Origin of the sequence: Acinetobacter sedimenti (genome assembly GCF_022601685.1) — a bacterium.
Taxonomy (GTDB): domain Bacteria; phylum Pseudomonadota; class Gammaproteobacteria; order Pseudomonadales; family Moraxellaceae; genus Acinetobacter; species Acinetobacter sedimenti.
The window spans coordinates 51907-77179 of sequence record NZ_JAKUML010000012.1; the positions used below are offsets into that span (position 1 = coordinate 51907).

Annotated in this window: 21 protein-coding genes; 12 read left to right on the plus strand and 9 right to left on the minus strand. The window is 41.9% G+C overall.

Annotated elements, in window-relative coordinates; translation table 11 throughout:
- The 8 genes from MKI79_RS08600 (at position 1) to lpxA (ending at position 8970) form a co-directional block, all read left to right on the plus strand.
- A complete protein-coding gene (locus tag MKI79_RS08600; protein WP_241572130.1) occupies positions 1-834 on the plus strand; it encodes a phosphatidate cytidylyltransferase in 834 nt (277 codons plus the stop codon).
- The gene (ispC, locus tag MKI79_RS08605) at positions 834-2042 is read left to right on the plus strand and encodes a 1-deoxy-D-xylulose-5-phosphate reductoisomerase (RefSeq protein ID WP_241572133.1); all 1209 of its coding nucleotides are present in this window, start codon (positions 834-836) and stop codon (positions 2040-2042) included. Before MKI79_RS08600 ends, ispC begins: the two co-directional genes overlap by 1 nt.
- A complete protein-coding gene (gene rseP, locus MKI79_RS08610; RefSeq protein WP_241572136.1) occupies positions 2039-3409 on the plus strand; it encodes an RIP metalloprotease RseP in 1371 nt (456 codons plus the stop codon). Before ispC ends, rseP begins: the two co-directional genes overlap by 4 nt.
- Before the next feature lie 176 nt (positions 3410-3585).
- Positions 3586-6018: an outer membrane protein assembly factor BamA gene (gene bamA / locus MKI79_RS08615; protein WP_241572139.1), complete on the plus strand. Its 2433-nt coding sequence runs from the start codon at positions 3586-3588 to the stop codon at positions 6016-6018.
- Positions 6019-6080: 62 nt separating this feature from the next.
- The gene (locus tag MKI79_RS08620) at positions 6081-6587 is read left to right on the plus strand and encodes an OmpH family outer membrane protein (RefSeq protein ID WP_241572142.1); all 507 of its coding nucleotides are present in this window, start codon (positions 6081-6083) and stop codon (positions 6585-6587) included.
- A gap of 10 nt (positions 6588-6597) precedes the next feature.
- Positions 6598-7704: a UDP-3-O-(3-hydroxymyristoyl)glucosamine N-acyltransferase gene (gene lpxD / locus MKI79_RS08625; RefSeq protein WP_241572146.1), complete on the plus strand. Its 1107-nt coding sequence runs from the start codon at positions 6598-6600 to the stop codon at positions 7702-7704.
- 34 nt (positions 7705-7738) lie between these two features.
- Positions 7739-8182 carry a 3-hydroxyacyl-ACP dehydratase FabZ gene (gene fabZ, locus MKI79_RS08630; protein WP_241572149.1) on the plus strand — a complete coding sequence of 148 codons (444 nt, stop codon included), beginning with the start codon at positions 7739-7741 and terminating at the stop codon, positions 8180-8182.
- A complete protein-coding gene (gene lpxA / locus MKI79_RS08635; protein ID WP_241572151.1) occupies positions 8182-8970 on the plus strand; it encodes an acyl-ACP--UDP-N-acetylglucosamine O-acyltransferase in 789 nt (262 codons plus the stop codon). The genes fabZ and lpxA overlap by 1 nt, the downstream gene beginning before the upstream one ends.
- A 64-nt stretch (positions 8971-9034) precedes the next feature.
- On the opposite strand, the gene mnmC is transcribed toward lpxA, so the two are convergent.
- Genes mnmC through MKI79_RS08655 form a run of 4 tightly spaced genes read right to left on the minus strand, consistent with a single transcriptional unit; the run spans position 9035 to position 12461 of the window.
- Positions 9035-10948: a bifunctional tRNA (5-methylaminomethyl-2-thiouridine)(34)-methyltransferase MnmD/FAD-dependent 5-carboxymethylaminomethyl-2-thiouridine(34) oxidoreductase MnmC gene (gene mnmC / locus MKI79_RS08640; RefSeq protein WP_241572153.1), complete on the minus strand. Its 1914-nt coding sequence runs from the start codon at positions 10946-10948 to the stop codon at positions 9035-9037.
- A gap of 24 nt (positions 10949-10972) precedes the next feature.
- Complete coding sequence (locus MKI79_RS08645) at positions 10973-11515, minus strand: hypothetical protein (RefSeq protein WP_241572156.1); 543 nt, start codon at positions 11513-11515, stop codon at positions 10973-10975.
- 4 nt (positions 11516-11519) lie between these two features.
- Positions 11520-11837 (minus strand): YciI family protein, encoded by a 318-nt coding sequence (locus MKI79_RS08650; protein ID WP_241572159.1) that lies wholly within the window; start codon positions 11835-11837, stop codon positions 11520-11522.
- A gap of 9 nt (positions 11838-11846) precedes the next feature.
- Complete coding sequence (locus MKI79_RS08655) at positions 11847-12461, minus strand: septation protein IspZ (RefSeq protein WP_241572161.1); 615 nt, start codon at positions 12459-12461, stop codon at positions 11847-11849.
- A 100-nt stretch (positions 12462-12561) separates the two neighbouring features.
- On the opposite strand from MKI79_RS08655, the gene MKI79_RS08660 reads away from it, so the two are divergent.
- A complete protein-coding gene (locus tag MKI79_RS08660; protein ID WP_241572163.1) occupies positions 12562-13479 on the plus strand; it encodes a PHP domain-containing protein in 918 nt (305 codons plus the stop codon).
- 338 nt (positions 13480-13817) lie between these two features.
- Here the strand turns inward: MKI79_RS08660 and MKI79_RS08665 are convergent, their stop codons facing one another.
- Positions 13818-15641 carry an acyl-CoA dehydrogenase C-terminal domain-containing protein gene (locus MKI79_RS08665; protein WP_241572166.1) on the minus strand — a complete coding sequence of 608 codons (1824 nt, stop codon included), beginning with the start codon at positions 15639-15641 and terminating at the stop codon, positions 13818-13820.
- Positions 15642-15952: 311 nt separating this feature from the next.
- Here MKI79_RS08665 and MKI79_RS08670 point away from each other — a divergent pair, with 311 nt between their 5' ends.
- Positions 15953-18241 (plus strand): hypothetical protein, encoded by a 2289-nt coding sequence (locus MKI79_RS08670; RefSeq protein ID WP_241572169.1) that lies wholly within the window; start codon positions 15953-15955, stop codon positions 18239-18241.
- Positions 18242-18316: 75 nt separating this feature from the next.
- On the opposite strand, the gene aroE is transcribed toward MKI79_RS08670, so the two are convergent.
- The 3 genes from aroE to ribA all read right to left on the minus strand — a co-directional run bounded on the left by aroE (position 18317) and on the right by ribA (position 20873).
- Positions 18317-19117: a shikimate dehydrogenase gene (gene aroE, locus MKI79_RS08675; RefSeq protein ID WP_241572172.1), complete on the minus strand. Its 801-nt coding sequence runs from the start codon at positions 19115-19117 to the stop codon at positions 18317-18319.
- A 58-nt stretch (positions 19118-19175) separates the two neighbouring features.
- A complete protein-coding gene (hemF, locus tag MKI79_RS08680) occupies positions 19176-20126 on the minus strand; it encodes an oxygen-dependent coproporphyrinogen oxidase (protein WP_241572176.1) in 951 nt (316 codons plus the stop codon).
- A gap of 159 nt (positions 20127-20285) precedes the next feature.
- On the minus strand, positions 20286-20873 hold the full coding sequence (gene ribA / locus MKI79_RS08685) for a GTP cyclohydrolase II (RefSeq protein WP_241572177.1): 588 nt from the start codon (positions 20871-20873) through the stop codon (positions 20286-20288).
- Between the two features lie 373 nt (positions 20874-21246).
- Here ribA and dxs point away from each other — a divergent pair, with 373 nt between their 5' ends.
- Both dxs and MKI79_RS08695 read left to right on the plus strand, forming a co-directional pair.
- Complete coding sequence (gene dxs / locus MKI79_RS08690; RefSeq protein ID WP_241572182.1) at positions 21247-23199, plus strand: 1-deoxy-D-xylulose-5-phosphate synthase; 1953 nt, start codon at positions 21247-21249, stop codon at positions 23197-23199.
- A gap of 412 nt (positions 23200-23611) precedes the next feature.
- The gene (locus tag MKI79_RS08695; RefSeq protein ID WP_241572185.1) at positions 23612-24448 is read left to right on the plus strand and encodes an inositol monophosphatase family protein; all 837 of its coding nucleotides are present in this window, start codon (positions 23612-23614) and stop codon (positions 24446-24448) included.
- 96 nt (positions 24449-24544) lie between these two features.
- Here the strand turns inward: MKI79_RS08695 and MKI79_RS08700 are convergent, their stop codons facing one another.
- Positions 24545-25252: a hypothetical protein gene (locus MKI79_RS08700; RefSeq protein ID WP_241572188.1), complete on the minus strand. Its 708-nt coding sequence runs from the start codon at positions 25250-25252 to the stop codon at positions 24545-24547.
- Between the last annotated feature and the right edge of the window lie 21 nt (positions 25253-25273).

The window sequence follows — 25273 nt, forward strand, 5'->3', positions numbered from 1 at the left end:
ATGTTAGAGCGGATCATCACCGCATTGGTTTTGTTGGTTGTCGTACTCGTGTGTATGTTTGCAAGTACTTCAGCATATCCAATGATTGGACTTATGACTTTAGCCGCTTTGGGCGCAGGCTACGAGTGGTTGAAACTTGTGCCATTACAAGCGGATACGCAAAATCATAAGATGGTCGCTGCATGGTACTACGGTAGTGCGCTTGCGTTAGTGTCATTGCTTTGCATGCTCTATCTTGCAGACGTATGGATTCTATTTTGGTTAGCCTCGATACTCATCTGGGCAGTAAGTATCGTTTGGGTACGTCGTTATCCGAACTATGATGCATGGTTTAATTCTTCATTATTAATTGTAGGTGCTGTATTTGTACTTGCTGCAGTGACGGCGATATTCTTTCTGTGGCAGTTTTCGCCGTGGTGGTTGATGTATGTGTTCCTCTTGGTCTGGGGAGCTGATTCAGGCGCATATTTTGTCGGACGTAAGTTTGGTATGCGCAAACTCGCACCCAATGTTAGCCCAAATAAGTCAGTAGAAGGGTTGCTCGGTGGATTGGCAACTTCGGCGTTGATTATGATTGCTGTATCAGCGGTATATTTAGAGCTTAGCACCACAGCTTTTATTATTTTCCTGCTTTTATCGATGGTCACAGTGGCGGCATCAGTACAGGGCGATTTGGTCGAGTCGATGATCAAGCGCCGTGCAGGGGTGAAAGATTCAGGACGTATATTTCCAGGTCATGGTGGTGTGCTTGATCGTATAGATTCTTTGCTCTCGGCAACGCCGATCTTTGCAGCAGGTTTGTATTTACTCAAGCTTATGGGAATTGATGTTTGATGAAGCAGTCGGTTGCGATACTCGGGGCGACTGGCTCGATTGGACAAAGTACCTTAAAGATCTTAACCGAACATAGCGATGATTATCAGGTGTATGCGGTCACAGGACAGCATCGCATCACTGAGCTCGTTGATATTTGCCTACAATATCAACCCAAAGTGGTCGGTATCCCATCTGTGCAATTGGATCAATTTAAAAAAATAGCACATGAGAAAAAACTGCAACCATTGCCTGAATTGGTTTTTGATGAACAAGGTTTAGTTGAGATTTCCTCAAATTCTGAGGTGGATATTGTCATGGCTGCGATCGTCGGTGCGGCGGGTTTGTTGCCGACTTTGTCTGCGGTCAAATCAGGCAAGCGTGTTTTACTTGCCAATAAAGAAGCCTTGGTGATGTCAGGGGATTTGCTGCTATCTGAGGCGAAAAAATCAGGGGCATTGTTACTTCCAGTAGACTCTGAGCATAATGCGATTTTTCAATGTTTGCCTGAGTCGTATTTTTCGCATCGAAATGAAAATAAACAGCCACAACTTGGCTTATCGCAAATTTTACTTACCGCATCTGGCGGACCATTTTTACATTTCGATCAATCACAATTAGAAAACGTTACACCTGCTCAGGCGTGTAAACACCCGAATTGGTCAATGGGGCAGAAGATTTCAGTCGATTCGGCAACCTTAATGAATAAAGGTTTGGAGCTGATCGAAGCGTGTCATTTATTTTCAATTTCTGAACATTTTGTTACAGTGGTAATTCATCCACAAAGTATTATTCACTCAATGGTACAGTATATTGATGGTTCGACCCTTGCGCAGATGGGCAATCCTGATATGTGTACGCCGATTGCGCATGCTTTGGCTTGGCCAAAGCGTATCTCGACTTCAGTGCAGGCTTTAAATTTGTTTGATGTACAAAAATTGGATTTTTATCCACCAGACCACCAAAAATTCCCTGCCTTAAATTTGGCACGTGAAGCGATGCGTGTTGGTGGCACAGCACCGACAATTCTGAATGCGGCGAATGAAATCGCAGTACAAGCCTTCTTAGAAGGGCGGATCAAATTTACTCAAATCACAAATCTCGTTGCTGAGATGCTCAATCAAGTGTCTGCACAAGTTGCGAGCAATATTGAAAATATTTTACAAGTCGATCGCCATGTACGTGAGCGTTCAATAGCGTGGATCGAAGATCATGGAGTACCTCTATGAGCATTCTCTTCATTGTCTTTGCCGCCTTGATGCTACTTGGACCATTGATTGCGATTCATGAGTTTGGTCACTACTGGGTGGCTCGACGTCTTGGTGTCAAAGTCTTGGTTTACTCGATTGGTTTTGGACCAAGTCTTTTGCAATGGACGTCTAAAAAATCGGGCATTCAATATCGCTTTGCCGCATTTCCACTCGGTGGTTATGTGCGCATGCTTGATGAGCGTGAAGGCGATGTGCCGAAAGATCAGGTGCATCTCGCTTTTAATCGTCAGTCGCCGTGGAAACGTATTGCCATTGTTGCAGCAGGGCCATTGATTAATTTGTTGTTGGCTGTGGTGTTGTTTTGGGCGCTGTATTTGCCAGCAAGTGAACAGCTGAATACGCGTATTGGACGGGTTTTGGAGCAAACTCCTGCTGCACAAGTTGATCTGCGTATTGGTGATAAAATCACTGCGGTTGATGGTCAGGCGACGCCGACTTGGGAAAAGTTGAATTATGCTTTGCTTGAGCGTATGGGTGAGAGTGGGACACTTGCGGTACAGGTGGAGCGTCAAGTTTCACCAAATGGCACTCAAACTTTAGAAAAGCAGTTACCAATAGAAAATTTTATTAAAGATCAAAGCCAATCACCATTACAAAGTTTAGGCTTTATGCCGTATCAGCCGAAAATCAAACCTGTGATTGGTGAGATTAGCTCAGGTGGTGCTGCAGAGCGACAAGGCATGAAAGTTGGTGATGAGATCACAGCGATTAATGGCAATGCGGTCGATGATTGGTATCAGGTGGTGGAATATATTCGCCAGTCGCCTGAGAAGCTGATGACATTTACCGTACTACGTAATGCTCAAAGTATTGATTTAAAAGTTATGCCTCAAGCACGTAAAGATGCGATGGGTACGGAAACAGGTTTTATTGGTGCAGGGATTAAAGCTGAGAGTTTTGTGATTCCTGATGCGTATAAGCAGACGATTCAATATAGTCCGATGGAAGCATTGTTCCGTGCAACGGATAAGACATGGCAGCTGTCTGTGATGACAGTCAATGGGATTGTTAAAATGGTAAAAGGGTTAATTGGATTAGACAATTTGTCAGGACCAATTACCATTGCCAAAGTTGCAGGACAAAGTGCTGAAATGGGTTGGCAGACCTTTTTCTCCTTTATGGCGCTGATGAGTGTCAGTCTAGGTGTGTTAAATTTGTTACCGATTCCTATGCTTGACGGCGGACATTTAGTATATTACCTCATCGAATTGATTCGTGGGCGACCTGTATCAGAGCAAGTGCAGATGTTTGGGCTTAAAATTGGCATGGCATTGCTTGGCATGATGATGTTGTTGGCATTGTTTAATGACTTTATGCGATTTTAATCGATGAGATTTGAAAAAATTGATCGACTTGAAAATCTAAGATTTTGGATTTCATTTATCAATCTAAAATCCGAATGATAGATGAGCGTATTTACGCAAAGAATTTTTATACAAAGATTTGATGGTGGCGTTTTCGGACAAAGCCAACGACTGAAAAAAGACTGGAACTGAACACTATGCGTCATAATGCTTATTTCATGCCTTTAGCACTGGTCAGTGCGATGGCGATTGTACAAACTGCACATGCAGAAACTTTTCAAGTCAGTGATATTCGTATCGATGGCTTGGTACGTTTGACACCTGCGTCTGTGTATAGTGTTTTACCAGTCAGTAGTGGTGATCAGGTCGATGATACAGCGATTGCTGCATCGGTACGTGCATTGTACGAGTCAGGTAACTTTGATGATGTGCAAGCCAATCGTCAAGGCAATGTTTTAACTTTTAAAGTGGTTGAGCGTCCAGTCATTGCAAAAGTCGAGCTTGATGGCAATAAGCTGATCCCGGCTGAAGCTTTAAACGAAGGTTTAAAGAAAATGGGCTTGGCTGAAGGCGAAGTACTGAAAAAGTCAGTCTTGCAAAATGTTGAGAATGAATTAGAGCAACAATATACCCAACAAGGTCGTTATAACGCAGATGTGCAAGTGCAGACTGTTGCTCGCCCCAATAACCGTGTTGATTTAAAACTATTATTTAATGAAGGTGATGCAGCCAAAGTTGTTAACATCAATGTTATTGGTAATACGGTATTTAAAGATAGTGATATTGAGCGTGCATTTGCGGTCAAAGAAAGTTCTTGGTCATCGATCTTGACACGTAATGATCGTTATGCCAAAGAGCGTATGACAGCGAGCTTAGAAGCGTTACGTGCGATGTACCTCAATGATGGTTATATCAACTTTGAAGTGCTCAATTCACAGCTCAATATCAGTGAAGATAAAAAACGTATTTTCATCGAAGTCAGTATTGATGAAGGTGAGCAATTTAAATTTGGTGAAACCAAGTTTTTAGGTGATGCACTGTATAGCGAATCAGACTTAAAAGCATTACAGCTTTATAAGTCTGGTGAAACCTATTCACAGGCACGTGTGAATACATTAAAACAGCTATTAACTCGTAAGTTTGGGAATGCAGGTTATTACTACGCTGAAGTGAATGTGGTTCCTGAAATCAACGAAGAAACTAAAACTGTTGATTTGAATTATTATATCAATCCAGGTCAGCAAATCACCGTACGTCGTATTAACTTTACAGGTAATAATAAAACTGCCGATGAAGTATTACGCCGTGAATTGCGTCAGATGGAAGGTGCTTTAGCAAGTAATGAAAAAATTGACTTGTCTAAAGTACGTTTAGAGCGTACAGGTTTCTTTGAAACTGTTGAGATTACGCCTGCTCGTGTGCCAAACGCACCTGATCAAGTGGATCTTAATGTTGCGGTCAAAGAGCAGCATTCAGGGACAAGTACCATTGCTGTAGGTTATTCTGAAAGCGGTGGTGTGACCTATCAGTTAGGCTTAAGTCAAACCAACTTTATGGGTACAGGGAATCGAGTGTCTATCGACCTATCTCGTTCAGAAACCCTTGATTATTATAATTTAAACATCTATGACCCGTACTTTACCATTGATGGAATTAGTCGTGGCTACAATGTTTATTATCGTAAAACCAAGCTTGATGAAGACTATAACGTCAGTAATTATGTGACCGACTCAATCGGTGGTTCTTTAACTTTTGGTTATCCACTGGATGAAAATCAGAACATCAGTGCAACTTTAAATGTAGATAAAACTAAAGTGACAACAGGTGCTTATGTATCAACCTATGTACGAGATTATTTACTAGAAAATGGTGGTAAGGCGACAGGTACGAGCCAATATTGTACGGATGATTACGAACTTAATGATGAGGGTGAGTATGAGTGTACAGGAATTATTGAAACGTATGATAGTGAGTTCCAAGGTGAATTTCTTACGTATAATTTGAATTTATCGTGGGCATATAATACTTTAAACCGTCCAGTCTTCCCAACTAAAGGGATCTATCACCGCTTAAGTGTTGATGCAGCATTACCAGGTAGTGATGTCGAGTATCAAAAAGCGACTTATGATACACAAGCGTATCTACCACTTTGGGACAGCGGTTTTGTCTTGCGTGGCTATGGTAAGCTTGGTTATGGGCACGATCTACCATTCTACAAAAACTTCTTTGCGGGTGGCTATGGCTCGGTACGTGGTTTTGACACCAATACATTGGGTCCACAATATGATTCAGTCATTTATGAACAAACCAATACCAGTGATCCTGACCCAGAAGAGGTCGGTGGTAATGCTTTGATTCAAGGTGGTATGGAGCTTGTATTACCAATGCCAACCAAGAGTGACTGGGCACGTCAGATTCGCCCTGTGATGTTTATCGAGGGTGGTCAAGTTTTTGATACCGAATCTGACGAATATGATGTTGATTTCAATGAAATGCGTTATAGCGCAGGTGTTGGGTTTACATGGATTACCATGATTGGGCCATTATCATTGAGCTATGCGTATCCATTGAATGACAAAAAAGGTGATGATACCAAGTCAATACAATTTGAGATTGGTCGTACCTTCTAATACCACTTAATATGCAATGTGTAACTGTATAAAACGGAAACCATAATAAAGGGAGTAAAATTATGCGTAAATTATTCGTTTCTTCTGCGTTGGTGCTTGGTGTATTGGGCTCAAGCACTGCTTTTGCAGAAAAATATGCTGTCGTTGATATTCAAAAAGCAGCGACAGAAACAACTTATATGAAGTCACAAATGTCTACCTTAGAAAGTTCACTTAAGCCACAACAGCAAAAGCACGAGCGTCTAACTAAAGAACTGACTGCATTAAGAAACAAAGCGCAAAATGATGCCAAAGTGATGAAGCAAGCGGATTTGCAAAAACTTGAGCAAGATTATGCGACGAAGATGAATGAGTTCAATGCCAATGCAGCAGGTATGCAAAAACGTGCACAAGATACATTGGCAAATATCAATAAAACCCTTGCACCAAAGATCGAGCAAGCAACAGAAGCTTTGCGTAAGCAAGGTGGATATACCATGATTATTGACCGTAAATCTGTGGTGAGCTTTGATCCATCGATCGACTTGACCTCTCAAGTGACACAACAGGTGAATTCAACTTTGAAATAAGGTCTGCTGAGTGAGCTACAGTCTTGAACAACTTGGTCGTCATGTACAGGGAGCTGTGCATGGCGATTCTCAATTTAATGTCCTAAAACTTCGCAGCTTAGAGCAAGCCACTGCGCAAGATATTGCTTTCGTCAATGGAGAGAAATATCTTGAACAGGCATTGGCATCAAAAGCTGGTGTGCTGATTGTGTCCAAAGATTTGGTGGAAAAACTACAGACTCAGTTTCAGCTGATCGTGGTGGAGTCACCTTATTTGGCGTTTGCACAGTTGACGCATTTATTTGCGGATACAGTCGAGTTTTCTAATATTGCTAAAACTGCAGTGATTCATCCAACCGCACAGCTTGGTAAAAATGTGAGGATTGGTGATTATGCAGTAATTGGTGAAAATGTACAGATTGGTTCAAATAGTTATATTTATCCACATGTACATATTGGCAAAAATGTCAGTATTGGTCATTCGGCTTGGATCGAGTCGCATGTCAGTATTTTTGCTGAAGCGACGATTGGCGATCAGGTGCGTATTCATGCCAATACGGTGATCGGCTCTGAAGGTTTTGGTTTTGCACCATATCAGGGACGATGGCATCGTATTGCGCAGCTTGGTCGTGTGCGAATTGGTCATCAAGTGCGCATTGGTTCGAATAGTAGTATAGATCGTGGTGCTTTGGACGATACGGTCATTGACGACGGTGTAATCATTGATAATCTAGTACAAGTTGCACATAACGTGCAGATTGGACAGCACACCGCTATCGCTGCTAAGACCGCTATTGCAGGAAGTACCAAGATCGGTGCACACTGTATTATTGGTGGCGCGAGTGCAATTGCAGGGCATTTGACTATTGCAGATCAAGTGCAACTTACAGGGATGTCGATGGTGACTAAATCTATCCATCAAGCAGGGACATATTCCTCTGGAACAGGTCTGCTTGAAAGTGCTGCATGGAGAAAGGCAGTTGTTGGATTTAGGCAATTGTCAGAAATGCCAATCAATAAGTTGTTAAAACAGATTAAAGTTTTAACTGCTCGAATTGACCAGCTCGAATCACATCAAACTGTTGAACAAGCCAATGAACGACCAAATCCAAACGACGACAAAAAAAACAAGCTCTGAATTAGCGACTACACTTGTTTTGCCTGCAGTGCCAATGCACTCACAGTCAATTCAAGACTACTTGCCTCATCAATATCCATTTTTATTGGTTGATCGTGTGACAGCGATTTCTGAAGATGCAAGCTTTATTCAAGGTTATAAAAATCTGACCATGAATGAAGAGTTTTTTCAGGGGCATTTTCCAAGCTATCCGATCATGCCTGGTGTGATGATGATGGAGGCTTTGGCGCAGATTTCTGGGATTTTGGGGATGATTATTATCCAAAAACGCCCAAAAGATGGAGAAAACTTTCTTTTTGCAGGGATGGAGAATGTTCGCTTCAAAAGACCAGTCGTACCGGGCGACCAATTAGTGTTACAATCGCAGTTTGTATTTCAAAGACGTGGTGTCTTTAAATTCCATGTAACCGCTCGTGTTGATGAGAAGATCGTTGCACAGGCAGAAATTTTATTATCTCAACAAAAATTAGATATATGATGGCAAACGCTGAATTGATTCACCCAACAGCTATTATTCATGCAAGTGCAAAATTGGCAGATGATGTCAAAGTCGGGGCATACTCATTCATTGGACCGAATGTCAGTATTGACAGCGGCACTGAAATTTTTACCCACGTGGTTGTCGCTGAAAATACGCGTATTGGTAAAAATAACCAAATATTTCAGTTCGCAAGTGTGGGTGAACGCTGTCAGGATTTAAAGTATAAAGGCGAAGAAACGTGGTTGGAAATAGGTGATCACAATGTCATTCGTGAGCATTGCACCTTACATCGTGGCACAGCACAGGATCAATCTCTGACTAAAATTGGTAGCCACAATTTATTGATGGTCAATACCCATGTTGCGCACGACTGCATGATTGGCAGTCATAATATTATCGCCAATAATGTCGGTATCGCAGGGCATGTGCATGTCGGTGATCATGTGTTACTGGGTGGTAACTCAGGGATTCATCAGTTCTGCCGAATCGACTCTTATAGCCTCGTTGGTGGTGCATCATTGATTATTAAAGATGTGCCTGCTTATGTGATGGTATCGGGAAATCCTGCGAGTGCACACGGCATGAACTATGAAGGCATGCGTCGTAAAGGTTGGAGCAAGGAAACCATTAATGGTTTGAAGCAATGTTTTAAATTGCTCTATCGTTCAAATCTTACGGTGAAAGAAGCGATTGAAACCATTGAAAATGAGATTATACCGACCGTACCTGAAGCACAATTACTTGTAGATTCGTTGCAAGCATCGAAGCGTGGCATTGTGCGATAAGTGTCGAAATGATTTTTTAGAAAGCAGTTCTACAAGGACTGTTTATTTGTTTTTAACTTTTGTCTTAGGGTTTTATTTTAAACCGATTTGGTCTTAGTAAATACGCCAAATTACTTGGCACAGGTAAAGTTTCATTAAATATCTGACTGACAATAATCTCCGCACAGAGTGGTGCAAATAAAAATCCTTTTGAACCGAGTCCTGCGAATAGATAGATGTTTGGTGAAACACGATCATATCGTCCAACCAAAGGTAAATAATCTGCAGTTTGTGCACGTAAAGCAGCACGTCCTTGCCAATCTTGCGGTTTGTCGCTGATGCGCTGTGCAAGCTTAGGCTGATATTCTTGTAAAAGCTCGAAATTATGCTGATGATCTTCGATGCGTAAATCAGTTTGATCATCATTGGGTAAAAATGATGCACCAAAAATAAGTTGCTGTGTTTGATTGTCCTGCATTGGACTGGCATAGCCACCAAAACTATATGCAGTATTTTTCTCAGCATTTTTCAAAGGTGTATTTAAATCTGTTCCCTTTATATTTGTCCAAGTCACTTGCCCACGAATCGGTTTAAGTTTTGGCGTGTTCGGAAGTAGTCGATTCAAATCCATCGCATTACAGACGATCACATCGCTAAATTCTTCTGCTTTATTATCGTCTTGATCATACAAGTGAACTTTTTGATCATCACAAACTTCAAGTTGCGTAACTTTTTTCTGAATTAAAGAAATTAGCGGATGTGCTAAAACTTGCGTAGCAAATTGCTGTGGTGAAATTACACCAGCTTGCTTGAGTAAAACTGTACTTTGCCCAGTATCGTGATGCCCTGATTCTGATTGGATAATTTCGAGAATATCATTGGGATAATCTTGAAGCGAAAGCACTTCATTGATCTTTTTAATATTGTTTTTAGTGTCGTGAATTTGTTCAACCTGCATGGCTTGAAAAGCATCAAACTGCTGATAAAAGCGCAAAGCATATTGCCATGAGGTCGTCATCAGATGTGTGGCAACTTTATCCATCGAGCAGAGTTTAGGATTGAGCATCGCCAAAGGATTGCCTGAACCGCCTGCTAAGGGCTGATATTGCTCAAATAACGTGACTGTAATACCACGCTGAGCCAATGTCCAAGCCGTTGTTAATCCTGCGATCCCTGCACCGATGATTGCAAATTTTCTTCGGGTATTATGATTATTATATTTTGAATCATTTGAGGTTTGAATTAGATCTTCTGTATTCTTCCAAATCGCTTTTAGCATTTCCCGTTTATGCCCAAAACCTTTCGGGCGATTGATCTCAACACCATAAGATTTCAAGGCACGTTTTAAAACGCCTGCGACGCTAAATGAAGCAAAGGTGGTGTCCTGTGCTGATAGACGCATGATGTGCTGAAAAATTTGCTCTTGCCATAGTTCAGGATTACAGGAGGGTGCAAAGCCGTCTAAAAACCATGCGTTGACAGTCTGATTACTTTGAATCAGTGGAAAACATTCACTGGCATCGCCAAACCACACATCCAATGAAATCCGCTCATCATCGAAACGTAAGCGATGACAGCCTGCTAAAGCAAAGGGGTAGGACTCGATCAGCCGTTTAGAGATTGGTGCAAGTTCATCCCATGTCGCTAAAGCACGTGCTAAATCTGCTTTTGATAAGGGGTATTTTTCAACAGAAATAAAGTGCAGTCGGCTGTTATTATTCGGTCGGACGTTTTGCCAAAGTTGCCATAAGGCTAGAAAATTTAATCCTGTACCAAAGCCAGTTTCCCCGACAATGAATTGCTCACCATCTGTAAGCTGAGCGAGGCGTTCGCTAAGATCATTGCCATTTAAAAAGACATGGCGTGTTTCAAGTAATCCATTGGCTTTGGAAAAATACACATCACCAAATTGTTTGGATACAGGAATATCCACACCATCCACCTGTTGCCATTCAAGCTCAGCACAGGTGATCGGTGAAATATTTTGTGAATGATTCATTTCAAAATTAACATGAAAGCTTGCTTAAAAGCGACGACGGCGTGTGCTCATAAAATTATATAGAATCACACCGATGATCACACCAAGCCCTAAGGTCACAGCGCCATAAAGAAACATCTGCGCACTACGCTCACTCTGTAGCACTTGGACTTGTACGGTGAGATTGTCATTTTTTAATTGTAATTCTTGATTTTGTGCTAGAGCAGTTTGATTGGCAGTTTCGAGTTGAGTCAGTCGCTTTTGCATGTCTACGCTACGCTTTGCAACGGCTTGCTCAATGGCTTTGTTGAGATTGGCACGTGCAGTCGCGTCAGATGGTTTTGCGGTATTGGTTGCCGTTGCACCTTGCGCAGTCGCTTGGCGCAGTGGCGCAGGTGTGCTTGGCGATGCAGGCTGAGTTGTTGTGTTTTGTGCTGTATTTCGACTACTTTGCGCAGTACCTTGCGCATTATTTTGCACGGTATTTTGTTGTATAGCCGCCTGATTTGTGGCGAAACTAGATGTGCTTAATCCAAAGCTGAGAATAGCCAAAGCAATGACGAAAACTTGAGAAATTTGCTGAGTCATTGAATTATTTATCCTGTTCCGCAGATTGAGGAAGTGCTTTGATAAATGGCTTCACATCAACGCTTTTGTAGACACCCGCTTTTAGATAGGGTTCATCTGCAAGCCACGTATCAAGCGCCTCACGACTATCAAAATCAACGATAATGGTACTGCCTAAAAAACCTTTACTGGTATCGTCTGCATCAATCGGCATTGGTCCAGCGACGATCAATTTTCCTGCTGCATCGAGCGCTTGCAATCGTGCGAGATGCTCAGGTCGTGCCGACATGCGTTTGTCTAATACATTGTCATGGTCAAGGCTTTGAATCACAAATAATGGCATAACAGGCTCTCAAGCTTCAGGATTTTTGAAGTGTTTACGCAAAATAATGAATTGAATAATGATAAAGGAAAACATCACGATCATGTCGCCAAAAGCAGTGAATTCTCCCCAATATTTACCATCCATAAATAAGAATGCAAAGAAGGTGTGTAATCCCGCCATCAGAGCAAACAGTCCTGCCCACGCCCAGTTGAGTTTTTTCCAACCTGAGCTACTTAGCTCTAAGAATGGTCCAAACATCCGTTGAATAAGTGGTTTCTTTTCTTTTCCAAAAAATGGGCTGACCAAGAACACAATGGAAAACACACCATTGATAATAATGGCTTTGAGTTTGATAAAATTGGCATCGCTAAAAGCAAGGGTTAATCCACCGAAGAACACAGTCATTGCCACGATAAACCATTGCTGTTTTTCCAAGCGAAATTTTTGAAAAACAAATAAGCAACCGTAGACGATCAATGTCGCCATCAGTAGCGCAAAAGTCGCCACCAAAATATGGTTTTGATCGACATTGCCAGCATTGCCTAAAAACTGCAACATCGGGTGTTGATTGTCTTTTGGGTCGGTAGTTTTATAAAAATAAAAGAAGATAATCAGCGGAAGATAATCTAACAACGCTTTCATGCGACAGAGCCTTTTCTGCTTCAGCCCTTTTTGTGGTACTGTAGCTTGGTAAAATTCAATTTCAGTTTAGTTTCAACGAAGCGATAGCATAATACAAAGTATGAACAGTGTCGATTTAGATCGTGTTGTTTTACACGGTGTTGACGCCAACACAGCCGATTCAGCGCAGAATACTCAAAAAGTCGATTTGCATAGTCACAGTCTTTATTCTGATGGTGAGCTATCGCCATTTGCTTTGCTTGATCTCGTTAGAGAAAAGCAGATTGATACCTTTGCATTGACCGATCATGACACGATGGAGGGAAGCCTTCTTGTTGAAAGCTATGCTAAAGACATTGGCATAAACTTCATTCGTGGTGTGGAAATTTCCAGTTACTGGCAACGTCCAAGTACCAAAAAAAGTTATGCGGTGCATATCGTTGCCCTGAATATGCAGAGTCTTGCACCAATGCACGCTTTATTGGAAAAACAAAAACAACATCGTGCTGAACGTGCGCTATTGATCTGTGAAAAACTACAGCAAGTATTAAAAACCGATTTTCTACCTGAAATACGAGAACTGGTCGATGGTCATGACGATCGGATTACTCGTGCGCACATTGCCAAAATATTGGTAAAACGAAATGTCGTGACTCGACTACAACAAGCTTTTGATCGTTTTCTTAAAGAAGGGAAACGTGCGTATGTACCGTTTATTGGCGTGGAAATGGCAGATGCGATACAAATTATCCATGATAGTCAAGGTGTTGCGGTACTTGCGCATCCAACCAAGTATGATCTGTCTGCGACCAATGTGCGCTATATGATCGAACGCTTTAGCGAAGCAGGTGGCGATGCGATCGAGCTACCGCCAAGCAATGAAAGTCCTGCAACTCGGCAGATGATCGATCGTTTAATTGCCCAGTATGATCTCAAAATCTCTGTGGGTAGCGACTTTCATGGCTCGCATATGCCGTGGCTACATTTGGGTCATGTGCCACAGCTCAAAGATGGGCAAGTTGGTGTGTGGGAAGGTTAACTAGAGAAGAGTTTTAAGATTGCTTTAATCGGTAAATAGAGGATATCTAATAAATCACTTAAATTGATTACAGAAGGTTGCTTTCTTGTCGTAATATCAGGTTCAGTGATTTTTTTACGCCATTTAGGATGGATGAGCATAATTAATATAAAAATCAAAAACAGCATCAAACTGATACTAATAATTGATTGTAAATGATCAACCCATTCCATAATGCGGATTATCTATTTTTTTAATTGATTCAAGTATATTGCATAAAAGATAAAAAGAAACCCTCATTCACTAAGTAATAAGGGTTCTGATGTTTTTTAAGTGATTACTTTGACAAAAATCAAAGCTTAGTAATCAAAGCTAAAGTGTTCTACTGGAAGTCCAGTCATACCACGAGATGGTTTTACCATAGATTCAGCATGACCTTCTGAGCGTGGAAGCAATTGATCGAAGTAGAAATCAGCAACTTTGATTTTTGCTTTGTAGAAATCCACTTCTTCTTTGCCGTCACCTTTTTCAAGCTTTTCAGATGCAACAGCCGCTTGTTGTGCCCAAAAGTACGCCATCATCGCATAACCAGAGAACATCAAGTAGTGTACAGAAGCACTTGATACTACATCACGATCTTTACGACCTGCAAGCATTAGGCGCAGTGTCAAAGTATTCCACTGTGCACAGATCTTAGTCAGATCCCAAATAAAACGACGCATGTATTTGTTACGTGCATGACGACCACAGAATTTCAAGATTTCAGCGGTGTATTCACGCACCACTTTACCTTTAGAAGAAAGCAGAACTTTACGACCAAGCAAGTCAAGTGCCTGAACACCTGTTGTCCCTTCATACAAAGTTGAGATACGAGAGTCACGAACGATTTGCTCCATTCCCCATTCTTTGATATAGCCATGACCACCGTAAACTTGCATACCATGATTGGCAGCTTCATAGCCAAGCTCAGTCAAGAAGCCTTTAAGAATCGGTGTATAGAAACCAAGACGGTCATCATATTCTTCAAATTTTTGATTGTCGCCAGTCGCCAACGCATCAGCCATTTGGTCGGCAAGTTGTGATGCGTAATAGATCATCGAGCGACCACCTTCAGCGATGGCTTTTTGCGTCAAGAGCATACGACGAACATCGGCATGATGAATGATCGAGTCTGCAACTTTTTCAGGCTCTTTTTTACCTGAAAGGGCACGCATAGACATACGATCTTTTGCATAAGGCAAAGCACCTTGGAATGCAAGCTCAGCATGACATATACCTTGAATCGCTGTGCCAATACGAGCAGTGTTCATAAAGGTAAACATCGCATGCAAACCTTTGTTTGGTTCGCCGATGAGATAACCAATCGCATTGTCAAAGTTCAATACAGCTGTCGCAGAAGCTTTAATCCCCATCTTGTGCTCAATCGAACCACAAGTCACAGGATTACGCTCACCGATACCACCGTCAGCAGTCGGCATGAATTTTGGAACGATAAATAATGAAATACCACGTGTACCCGCAGGTGCATCAGGTAGACGCGCAAGTACGATATGGATAATGTTTTCAGTTAGATCATGTTCACCCGCAGAGATGAAGATCTTTGTGCCTGAAATGTTGTAACTACCGTCAGCATTTGGTTCAGCTTTAGTTTTGACTTGACCTAAGTCTGTACCACATTGTGGCTCAGTTAAGCACATTGTACCTGACCACGTTCCTGCAACGAGGTGTGGCATATAGGTATTCTTTTGCTCTTCAGTACCGAACTGCAAAATGGTATTCATACAGCCAATACTTAAACCTGGATACATTTGGAATGACCAGTTTGCTGTACCCATCATCTCAGCTTTGATCAAGTTCAACGATTGCGGTAAGTTTTGACCACCAAACTCTTCAGGATATGACAGACCTTGCCAGCCACCTTGAATAAATTGGTCATATGCTTCTTTAAAGCCTTTTGGTGTTTTGACATCACCATTGTCAAAAGTACAGCCTTCGTCATCACCAGATTGGTTCAGCGGTGCAAGGACATTTTCACAAAAATCAGCAGCACCTTCGAGGATCATATCGACGGTATCTGGATCAGCAAGATCACCATTAGACAAAGTTTGATAATGTGCAGAAAAATCAAACACTTCATTCATCAAAAAACGAATATCACGTATAGGCGCTTTATAAGTTGGCATAATAATTTCCTAGATAAAGGGCGGTACAACAATGGTCAGTCAATGGCTTAATATGAATCCTTAACAGACCTTAGAGCATCAAATATAGATTCATCGAATTATTATTCATATTTGGTAATAAATGGCATTGATTAAACTGTAAGTAAAAATTGTCAGAAAAGCGAATCAAAGTTAAACTCAAAGTTTAGACAGCTATATTTTATCTATATTTATAATGCTTTCTGATAAAGCAGAAATGATAATTCATATGGTCAATGGACGAAAAAAAGTCTTAACAAAGTAGCATCACGTTACAATCTAGGAGAAGTGCTTTGAGAGCCTCATTATTAAGCCTATCAATTTTAACCATTACCCTTGCAGGATGTGCTACAACGCCAAAGCAATACACTCAAGCCCTCAATGAAAAAGTCTATCATAGCTATGAGCAAATGATGGGTAAGCAAAGCTATGCTTTTTCAGGGCACATGTCTTTCCATGCAGAAGCAGGGAAAATGACAAAGCCTGACATTACTTCGAAAGCATTAAGCACACCGCCTACCTCCGATGAAGCAACATTGGCAGAGGAGATGTCTTTAGAGTCGCAACGTGAGCAGATATTAAAAGAATTGTTGACGACCACACCTAATTATCCAAGCGAACAACAACAATGGATGAAAGAGGGTATTGAAAATCCATACAGCGCACCATCTAAAAAAATGAGTAATAAAGCGCAAGCTATGCCAGTATTAATGGCAAGTTTTATGAATCGCTATTTCTATGAGTTTGATGGCGTGGTGGATTTGAAACGTGGCCAGATGAGCTTTAATCCAACCATTGGCTATCGTGCGAAAAATCTACAAGCATGGATCAAATTACCGCTTGCCTTAGACTTTACCAACTATAAAGTCTATGCGGATATTTCAGCGTTATCCCCGATTGTGACTGACCCACAATATGATGGTCAGTACGTGGTTTATGATTTTAAAAAGCTCATGGACAAGACCGATATTGACCTCAAACCTGCATTAGAAGTTGTCCGTGAAATGATGCTCGTCAATGCGGCATTGGCTGAGGAAAGTGAATATAAGCGCTTACCATTGACTGAGGAAGATAAACAAAATCAAGCTGTGGAGCGCATTCAATACAAAGGCGACTATGCCAAAATGCTGGCGCAATACATGTTGTATTTTTATGTCAATCAAGATTATTTAAAAACTTTACTGAATAAAAATCTCAAATCTGATCAACCGATTACGCCTGATCAATTATTCTCTTTAGGGAAAAAATCGAGCTATGGTCAGACACTAGGTACACAACATATTGCCAAAGAACCATCTGAACAAGCACGTGATGCAATGTATCGAGTCTATGATGGTATTGATGCGATCTATGCGGAAACTGATTTGGCGAAAGATAGCGTTCCTGCTGTAGAAGAAATCGTTGCACCACCGCCTGCATTGGCGAAAGATATGTCAAGTGATGACGTCTTAAATGGCGATGATCTAAGTGGTGAAGAAAAAAGCGAATACCAAATTCGTCGTGAAGAGAATAAAGCACTGCTCGCAAAATTTGATCAATACAAAAAAGCTGATCAACTCATCACCGCACAAGATTTGAAAAAGATTGTCGCCGAACAACCTGAAGCTTATCAAGATCTTATCAAACAAAGTGATGCGGAGTTTAGCGATCTAGAGTTGCTCGAAGATATGGGCTATGTCACCAATTTCTCACTTGATGCTGAAGGTCGTTTGAAGCGTGCAGAGCTGTTGATTGAAATGCCGAATTTCGATGAAATTGGGATTAAAAATATGACAGCAAAAGCAGTGATGAATATTGGTAACTACGGTAATGCACGTGTTGATCAAAGCAAATTACGCAATGCGGTAACTTTCCAAGAAGCTGCCAATGAGCGTTCGGTATTGAATCTCGGAAAAATCGTTGAGCAATTCACTGCTGATCCAAAGGATTCACAAAAAGGTGAAGCAAAAGACGCAGAGAGCCGTAGTAAGTATTGGTCGAGAACAGAGCGTTACGATCAGCTCGCAAAGAGTTTTTGGCAACAAGGATTAAGCTTTGTTGAAGTCTATAGCGCTTTATACAACTATGCAGCGATCGCAGAGTTAAAAGAATCAGATCGTGAAGACTTTGATTTGTCAGCACTGAAAACCACAGCGAAATGGACGGCTTACTATTATGCAGATGAAGAAGGCTTTCCACTGACTGTAGCACAAAAAACAGAATACGATCAAACGCCTGATGACTGGCCGTACTATGATGAATATCTTGCAGAAAATGTTTGGTACTCAGTACAAAAAACTGAGAAAGAAGCGAAACTCGTGACAGATGTTCAAAAGCTACGTAAGCAAGGTAAAACTAATCTGCAAATCTTTGAAACTTTGTATAAGCAAATGGATGAAAAATCAGGCTACAACCAATATCTCACAGATGAAGAAATGGATGAACATCAACGCTTTATGCACACTATTGCTGAGATCGCAGTAGAAGATTTAAATACGAAAAAAGTGGATGTCAATAAATTGCGTCCATATAGCGAAGCCGCATTGAATCGCTTTTCATCAGAAAATTATCGTGCGGTATATGAAGTTTTCTTAACGCAATAAAACCTCAAGAATCAAAAAATCAGCCAAGTGGCTGATTTTTTTTTAACTTGGAACATTGGCTTAAAACATATTCATTTATAGAAAATCTTTTAACTCAGGGCGTACACCATTCCAGATTGCAAAGGCTTCGATCGCTTGACCAACGAGCATCGAGTAGCCATCGGCATACGGCACACCTCGAGCAATCGCTTGATCAATAAACGTCGATGCTTTGCCATATGCCATTTCATAAGCAAAATTAAACTTTACGCCTACAGGCAGTTGTAGCGCATCGCCTGACAGACTTGCTGATGTTGCATTGACCACGATATCAAACTGCGCATTCATTTCATTTTGCAGTTGATCGAGTGAAAGTGCGGATAATTCACAGCTTGGCACATGCGCTTGAATATCTTGAATGAGTTGTTCTGCACGAGCCAGTGTGCGGTTGGCAATACTAATTTTTGCGACGCCAGCCTGCGCCAAAGGATAGATGACGCCACGGGTTGCACCACCTGCACCGATGATCAAAATCGTGGCTTGATTTAAATCTAAACCATTTGCTTTTAATGCATCGACTAAGCCTTGCCCATCGGTATTATCGCCGATCAACTTGCCATCTTGCATATATAAGGTATTGACTGCTTTCGCAATTTTGGCGCGCTCGCTAAGCTCATCACATAGCGCAAAGGCTTGCTCTTTAAACGGCACGGTAACATTCATGCCCACGCCACCTTCGGCAAAAAATACCTGAACGGCTTGCTCAAAGCCATCGAGTGGCGCAAGTAATTTTGAATAGTGCAAATCTACACCTATTTTTTCTGCAAACGCATGGTGTAGTTCAGGAGAGCGAGAGTGCTCGATGGGGTTGCCGATAACGGCGAATTGTTTGGTCATTAGATTACTTTTTTATCGAAGTGAATTCATGGACATTATTAAATCGTAATTGTGAGGATTATTCCACCGCACCGACTTGATCTACCCAATCTCGTGGTTTGAGATAATATTCAGTCAAACGCTTTTCAGGCGAGTCGGCATCCCACTCAGGGCGATACGACCAGCCTGCAAGATTCGGTAAACTGACCAAGATTGACTCAATTCGACCGCCAGTTTGTAGACCAAACAAAGTGCCGCGGTCATACACCAAGTTAAACTCGACATAACGTCCACGGCGATAGAGTTGGAATTCACGCTGTGCTTCGGTATAAGGTTTATCTTGATTATGCTCAAAAATTGGCAATATCGCATCCAAATAACCATTACCCACCGCTTGCATATAAGCAAAACAGGTGTCGAAATCCCATTCGTTCAAATCATCAAAGAATAAACCGCCAATGCCACGCTGTTCATCACGATGTTTGAGATAAAAGTAATCATCACACCATGCTTTATGCTTAGCATAAACATCATCACCAAAGGGCTGGCACAGGTCATAGGCTTTTTTATGCCAAGATACACAATCATCATCATTGGGATAAAATGGCGTGAGATCAAAGCCACCGCCAAACCACCAAATCGGTGCTTGACCTTCTTTTTCTGCAATGAAAAGACGCACATTGGCATGAGAAGTTGGTACGTGTGGATTCTTCGGATGAATGACTAGAGAGAGCCCGAGAGCTTGGGCTTTTGCACCTGCAATCTCGGGATGGCGTGCTGTGGCAGAAGCGGGCAGTTGTTTGATGTCGATGTGAGAAAACATCACGCCACCTTTTTCGATCACTTCACCGCCTTGTAAGACGCATGAGCGACCACCGCCACCTTCAGGACGTCGCCAATCATCAGCGACGAATTTGGCTTGTCCGCCTCCTGCGTGCTCACGTTGCTCTAAGCTTTCACAAATTCGTTTTTGTAAATCGAGGAGGAAAGTTTTGACTTGTTCAATGTGCTCAGCATTCGGAGTAGACATGACATTCACCGTAGCAAAAATGGGATTGATTTCAACTGCTTATACTACAGCATAAAACCATATAAAAAGTAAGTGTTTTAATTCATATATTAATGAGAAAGCGTTTAGAGATGACGAATGAGGTATTCCTCTGTCAAAAAGTCATTAATACAAAAGTCATTAATACATATGATCCATGCGATCACGTTTGGTGCGTAGATAGGTTTCGTTAAACGGATTCTTACCAACGACTAATGGCAGACGATCGACGACATCAATACCCAATTTTTTAAGCGATTGGATTTTGTTTGGATTGTTGGTGATGAGTTTAACTTTATGGATACCAAGCTGTTTCAGCATAATCGTGGTCATGTCATAGCGACGTGCATCTGCAGGAAGATTGAGCAAAAGATTGGCATCAACGGTATCATGCCCTTGATCTTGTAAGGCATAAGCACGGATTTTATTAGTTAAACCAATGCCACGACCTTCTTGACGCAAATATAAAATCGCCCCACGACCATGCTGTTGAATCAGCTCCATTGTCGCATTGAGCTGAGGACCGCAATCGCATTTTAGTGATGAAAACGCATCGCCTGTTAAGCATTCAGAGTGAATACGCACTAAGGTTGGCTCATCAGAAAATTGGTCTAATCCTACAGATAGCGCAACATGTTCTTCTTTTGTTTCAGGATCTTGAAAAACACTAATGATAAACTCGCCATGTGCAGTAGGTAATTTTGAACTGGCAACAAACTCGATCGACACGTAGAATACTCAATACCTTTAAAAAGCATTCTATTATAACTGAATCCCACAGTAAAACCGCAATTTGGCATTGTTTTTGTGCAACAAGCGCACTTTTTTGTATTCATCAGTCAATAATAGTTGCTATCAAGGGTCATTATTCAGGATAATCTACGCTTTATTTTGCGACCTAATTTTGCACGCTTCTGAAGTTTTTTCGACCTTGTGTTTTTGTAGATTTGGTAGAACGCAACAAAAGCATCTTAGATTCACATCATAAGTGCAATTTTTTTAATTAAAATGTGGCAGTTATATGTTGTAATATAGTTATTGCAATCAGCTGACAAACATTCCCGAGCAACCTTTAGCAAGGCATTTGAAGGCATAGCCACATATGTTGTATACCAAGATTCCTACGCAACGACCTCATACTCCACTTTTAGATAGCGTTGATTATCCAGCACAGTTGCGTCAGCTTTCTGTTGATCAGTTGGCGACTTTGGCTGATGAACTGCGTCACTATCTTTTGTATGCCGCAGGGCAGAGCGGTGGGCATTTTGGTGCGAATTTGGGTGTAGTTGAGCTCACAGTTGCCTTGCATTATTGTTATAATACGCCACATGATCGTCTGATTTGGGATGTCGGTCATCAGGCGTACGCGCACAAAGCATTGACAGGTCGTCGTGAGGCGTTGACTTCGATTCGTGCGCAAGATGGATTGGCGGCATTTCCTACCCGAGAAGAATCCGAATATGACACTTTTGGCGTCGGACATTCTTCCACAGCGATTTCAGCGGCGCTCGGTATGGCACTTGCCAGTCGCTATCAAAATCAACAACGTGAATGTATTGCTGTAGTCGGCGATGGCGCAATGACCGCAGGTATGGCGTTCGAGGCGATGAATGATGCTGTGGCGCATCAAGCCGATGTACTGGTCGTGCTGAATGACAATGATATGTCGATCTCATGTAGCACAGGTGGTTTTGCCAAGCATTTAGCAGCGATTTGGAAAAGTGGGCAGTCGGTTAGCTTGGATGCGCAAGGTCAAGTGGCGATCTTACCTCATCCTGAGTGGACATATACCTCTCGTCTACATGATGCAGCAACCGACGCTGCAGATAATCTATTTAAAGCATTGGGTTTTGAGTATTTTGGACCTTTTGATGGGCATAATCTGGAAGAGCTCACGCAAGTTTTAAATGCCGTCAAACAGCGAAAAGGGCCTCGTTTAATTCATGTTTATACAAAAAAAGGCAAAGGCTTTGAACCTGCCGAAGCTGATCCGATTGGCTATCATGCCATTACTAAAATTAATCCAAATGTCAGCACATCTGTCCCAGTTAAATCTGCTAAAAAATATTCTGATGTATTTGGTGATTGGCTCTGTGATGAAGCCAATCTAGATCAACGCCTTTTAGCGATCACACCAGCGATGTGTGAAGGCTCGGGCATGGTTGAGTTTGCTAAACATTATCCACAGCGTTTCTTTGATGTGGCGATTGCAGAACAACATGCGGTCACACTTGCTGCAGGGATGGCGTGTGAAGGGTTAAAACCAGTCGTTGCAATTTATTCGACCTTTTTACAGCGTGGCTATGATCAGCTGATCCATGATGTGGCACTGCAAAATCTTGATGTCACTTTTGCGATTGATCGTGCAGGTTTGGTCGGAGAAGATGGACCAACCCATGCTGGGGCGTATGATTATGCTTATATGCGTACTGTGCCAAATATGGTGATCCTTGCACCGAAAGACGAAAATGAATGTCGTCAGATGTTGCACACGGCTTACCATTATCCAGGCCCTGCGGCGGTGCGTTATCCTCGTGGCACAGGTGTAGGTGCAGAGATCATTACAGAGATGTCGATCTTGCCACTTGGGCAAGCGGAAGTCGTTGCTGAATATGGTACTGCGCCGTATGCGGTATCTATTCTCGCTTTTGGTAGTCGGGTTTATCCGTGTATGGCAGTTGCAGAGCAATTGGCTGAACAGCTTAATATTGCGGTTCGTGTGGTGAATATGCGCTATGTCAAACCGATTGATCATCGCATGATTCAGCAATGCGCCTTAGATAGCGACATACTGGTTACCGTTGAAGAGCATGCAGTCATGGCGGGTGCAGGCAGTGCAGTCAATGAAAGTATCGTGGCGCAGTCTTTATCTGTATCATGTTTGAATATCGGCTTGCCTGATCAGTTCTTAGCACAAGCCACGCCTGCGCAAATGCTTGCCAGTGTTGGATTAGATGAAGTCGGTATTTTTCATCAAATCAAACAGCGTTATCAGTCGCTCACTGAGCAAGCTGAACACGATAAAATTTCAGCTAAAGTTTTTGCTTCGCAATAGGGTCTGTTGACATTTCACAGATGCTTGCGACAACGGATGCTTTTTAGACGGTACTAGGCATGAATGAGGAAATTTAGTCATTCTAAATGACTAATTTATAACAACGTAGCGTCAAAAAGCATCCTTGTCCCGAAGGGTTATGGCTAAAACCGCCATACCTTTCGTTATGAAACTTGGCAAGGGAATAACCATTCCCTGCGTTTCATGCCTCAGTTATGTTGTTTTAGCTCATAACGCAAGACATGGTTGAAATGTCAACAGACCCTAATTTCATTGTATTCAAAAGTTCAATTTTTTCAGAAAAATTTCTACTTCACGGAAATGCCTAAAGTTTGCTAGAATACGTAGGCTTTAGGCATTATTCTTTTTAATCTGTATTTTCTCATCTGTAATTATTCAAGGTCGGTGTTCAATGGAACCTATGGTGGTGATGGCTGCTCGTGCGGCGCAATTGGTCGGTGAAGAGCTTTTAAAGGCGCATAAAAATCGCCATATGCTCGATTTGCAAGTCGAAGAAAAGGGCATTGATGGACCAGTCACTCGTGTGGATCGTTATCTTGAACAGATGATTATTGATACATTAAAACGCAGTTATAAAAATCATAGCTTCCTCGGTGAAGAATTTGGCTATCAAGAAGGCAAAGGTCACGATGCTGATTGGTGTTGGATCATTGATCCGCTTGATGGTACGCAAAACTTTATTAATGGTTTTCCACATTTTTGTATTTCAATGGCGGTACAGCACAAAGGCGTCACCCAACATGGCGTGATTTACGATCCTGTGCGTGATGAGCTGTTCTCTGCCAGTCGTGGTCGTGGTGCGATGCTCAATCAACGTCGTATCCGTGTCAATGTGAAAGACAGCCTTGTAAATACTTTCCTTGCAGTCGGTCATCCTTTCAAATCTTTACGTGGTGAAGAAGTCGTATCACATGAGGAAGAACACTTTGCATCTTTACTTGCGGTGACCAAAGCAGGTGCACAAATTCGTCGTGCAGGTTCTGCGGCACTTGATTTGGCATATGTGGCGGCAGGTCGCTTTGATGGTTTCTTTGAGGTGAATCTTAAGCCGTGGGATATCGCAGCAGGTGAATTACTGGTTCGTGAAGCAGGCGGTACGGTAGTAGATGCACGTGGTGGTCAAGATAGTCTTGATAATGGTCAAGTCTTAGCCTGTTCATTAAAGCTATTAAAGCCCTTGATGAAAACTGTGGTTCCTGCGTGGGGCGATGCGGTGAAAAGTAAATAATTGCTCAGTGAATAAAAAAACGCATGCGCTGTTGAGCTCATGCGTTTTTTTGTGGCTAGGATTTAACATCCAAGATTTAAAGTCATGATTGCAACTTTAGAAAAGCACTTTATAGATAAAGATAATGATTGCCAAAGCAATCAGCGGATTTAAAAATAAATACAGTTTCGATGCTTCCGCGGTTGGTGCGAGTACTATGTTTTGATGCGTATGGCTTTGATGTGCGTGCTGATGTGTATGGTCATTGTCTGCTTGATGTGCATCATGTTGTACATTTTGGCTGATCATTTGGCTAAACTCTTTCATCACCTGTTGACTATCGACAGCTTGCTCTGCTTCGATGTCTTCGGCACGTTTGTGCTCAGGTTGCCCAATACTATCCCAAAACCAACCATTGGCATGGACGCGTAACCAATGATGCTGACCATCAATCAATTCAGAAATGCCATCTTGCCCAAGTGAGGCACTTTGATCGAGATGTTGAAGTTCTTGCAAAAAGATTTGCGCAATATCGTGGTTGGCAGACTGGAGCTCAGATTGAATCGGGGCAAAATAATATTCTGCTTTTTCTTCACTTTGGATATGCGAAATGGTACGTGAGGCAAGTGGCTCTACATCTTGATTTTGTATTTGTGCATAGACTTCATTTGCATTTTTCTTCTGTGCAGAAATTAATTCAGCCACTTGCAAAGCCAAAAGATGTAAGACAAATTGCTTACGCTCTACTTTGGGTTGTGATGCCAAAAGCTTAGGCTGTTGCTGTTCGACCTGTTGTCCGATGTAGCTGACAAAATCAAATGCCATGAGATGTCCTTCTTGTTTTAT

Bases quoted from the DNA above. Each gene is read 5' to 3' on its own strand.
- MKI79_RS08650 (WP_241572159.1), bottom strand. From the start codon at position 11,837: ATGCCATTATTTGTGATTCAAAGCCTTGACCATGACAATGTATTAGAC.
- ispC (WP_241572133.1), top strand. From the start codon at position 834: ATGAAGCAGTCGGTTGCGATACTCGGGGCGACTGGCTCGATTGGACAA.
- MKI79_RS08620 (WP_241572142.1), top strand. From the start codon at position 6,081: ATGCGTAAATTATTCGTTTCTTCTGCGTTGGTGCTTGGTGTATTGGGC.
- fabZ (WP_241572149.1), top strand. From the start codon at position 7,739: ATGCACTCACAGTCAATTCAAGACTACTTGCCTCATCAATATCCATTT.
- lpxA (WP_241572151.1), top strand. From the start codon at position 8,182: ATGGCAAACGCTGAATTGATTCACCCAACAGCTATTATTCATGCAAGT.
- rseP (WP_241572136.1), top strand. From the start codon at position 2,039: ATGAGCATTCTCTTCATTGTCTTTGCCGCCTTGATGCTACTTGGACCA.
- MKI79_RS08645 (WP_241572156.1), bottom strand. From the start codon at position 11,515: ATGACTCAGCAAATTTCTCAAGTTTTCGTCATTGCTTTGGCTATTCTC.
- MKI79_RS08655 (WP_241572161.1), bottom strand. From the start codon at position 12,461: ATGAAAGCGTTGTTAGATTATCTTCCGCTGATTATCTTCTTTTATTTT.
- MKI79_RS08600 (WP_241572130.1), top strand. From the start codon at position 1: ATGTTAGAGCGGATCATCACCGCATTGGTTTTGTTGGTTGTCGTACTC.
- MKI79_RS08660 (WP_241572163.1), top strand. From the start codon at position 12,562: ATGAACAGTGTCGATTTAGATCGTGTTGTTTTACACGGTGTTGACGCC.
- MKI79_RS08695 (WP_241572185.1), top strand. From the start codon at position 23,612: ATGGAACCTATGGTGGTGATGGCTGCTCGTGCGGCGCAATTGGTCGGT.
- hemF (WP_241572176.1), bottom strand. From the start codon at position 20,126: ATGTCTACTCCGAATGCTGAGCACATTGAACAAGTCAAAACTTTCCTC.
- aroE (WP_241572172.1), bottom strand. From the start codon at position 19,117: ATGACCAAACAATTCGCCGTTATCGGCAACCCCATCGAGCACTCTCGC.
- MKI79_RS08700 (WP_241572188.1), bottom strand. From the start codon at position 25,252: ATGGCATTTGATTTTGTCAGCTACATCGGACAACAGGTCGAACAGCAA.
- mnmC (WP_241572153.1), bottom strand. From the start codon at position 10,948: ATGAATCATTCACAAAATATTTCACCGATCACCTGTGCTGAGCTTGAA.
- dxs (WP_241572182.1), top strand. From the start codon at position 21,247: ATGTTGTATACCAAGATTCCTACGCAACGACCTCATACTCCACTTTTA.
- bamA (WP_241572139.1), top strand. From the start codon at position 3,586: ATGCGTCATAATGCTTATTTCATGCCTTTAGCACTGGTCAGTGCGATG.
- MKI79_RS08665 (WP_241572166.1), bottom strand. From the start codon at position 15,641: ATGCCAACTTATAAAGCGCCTATACGTGATATTCGTTTTTTGATGAAT.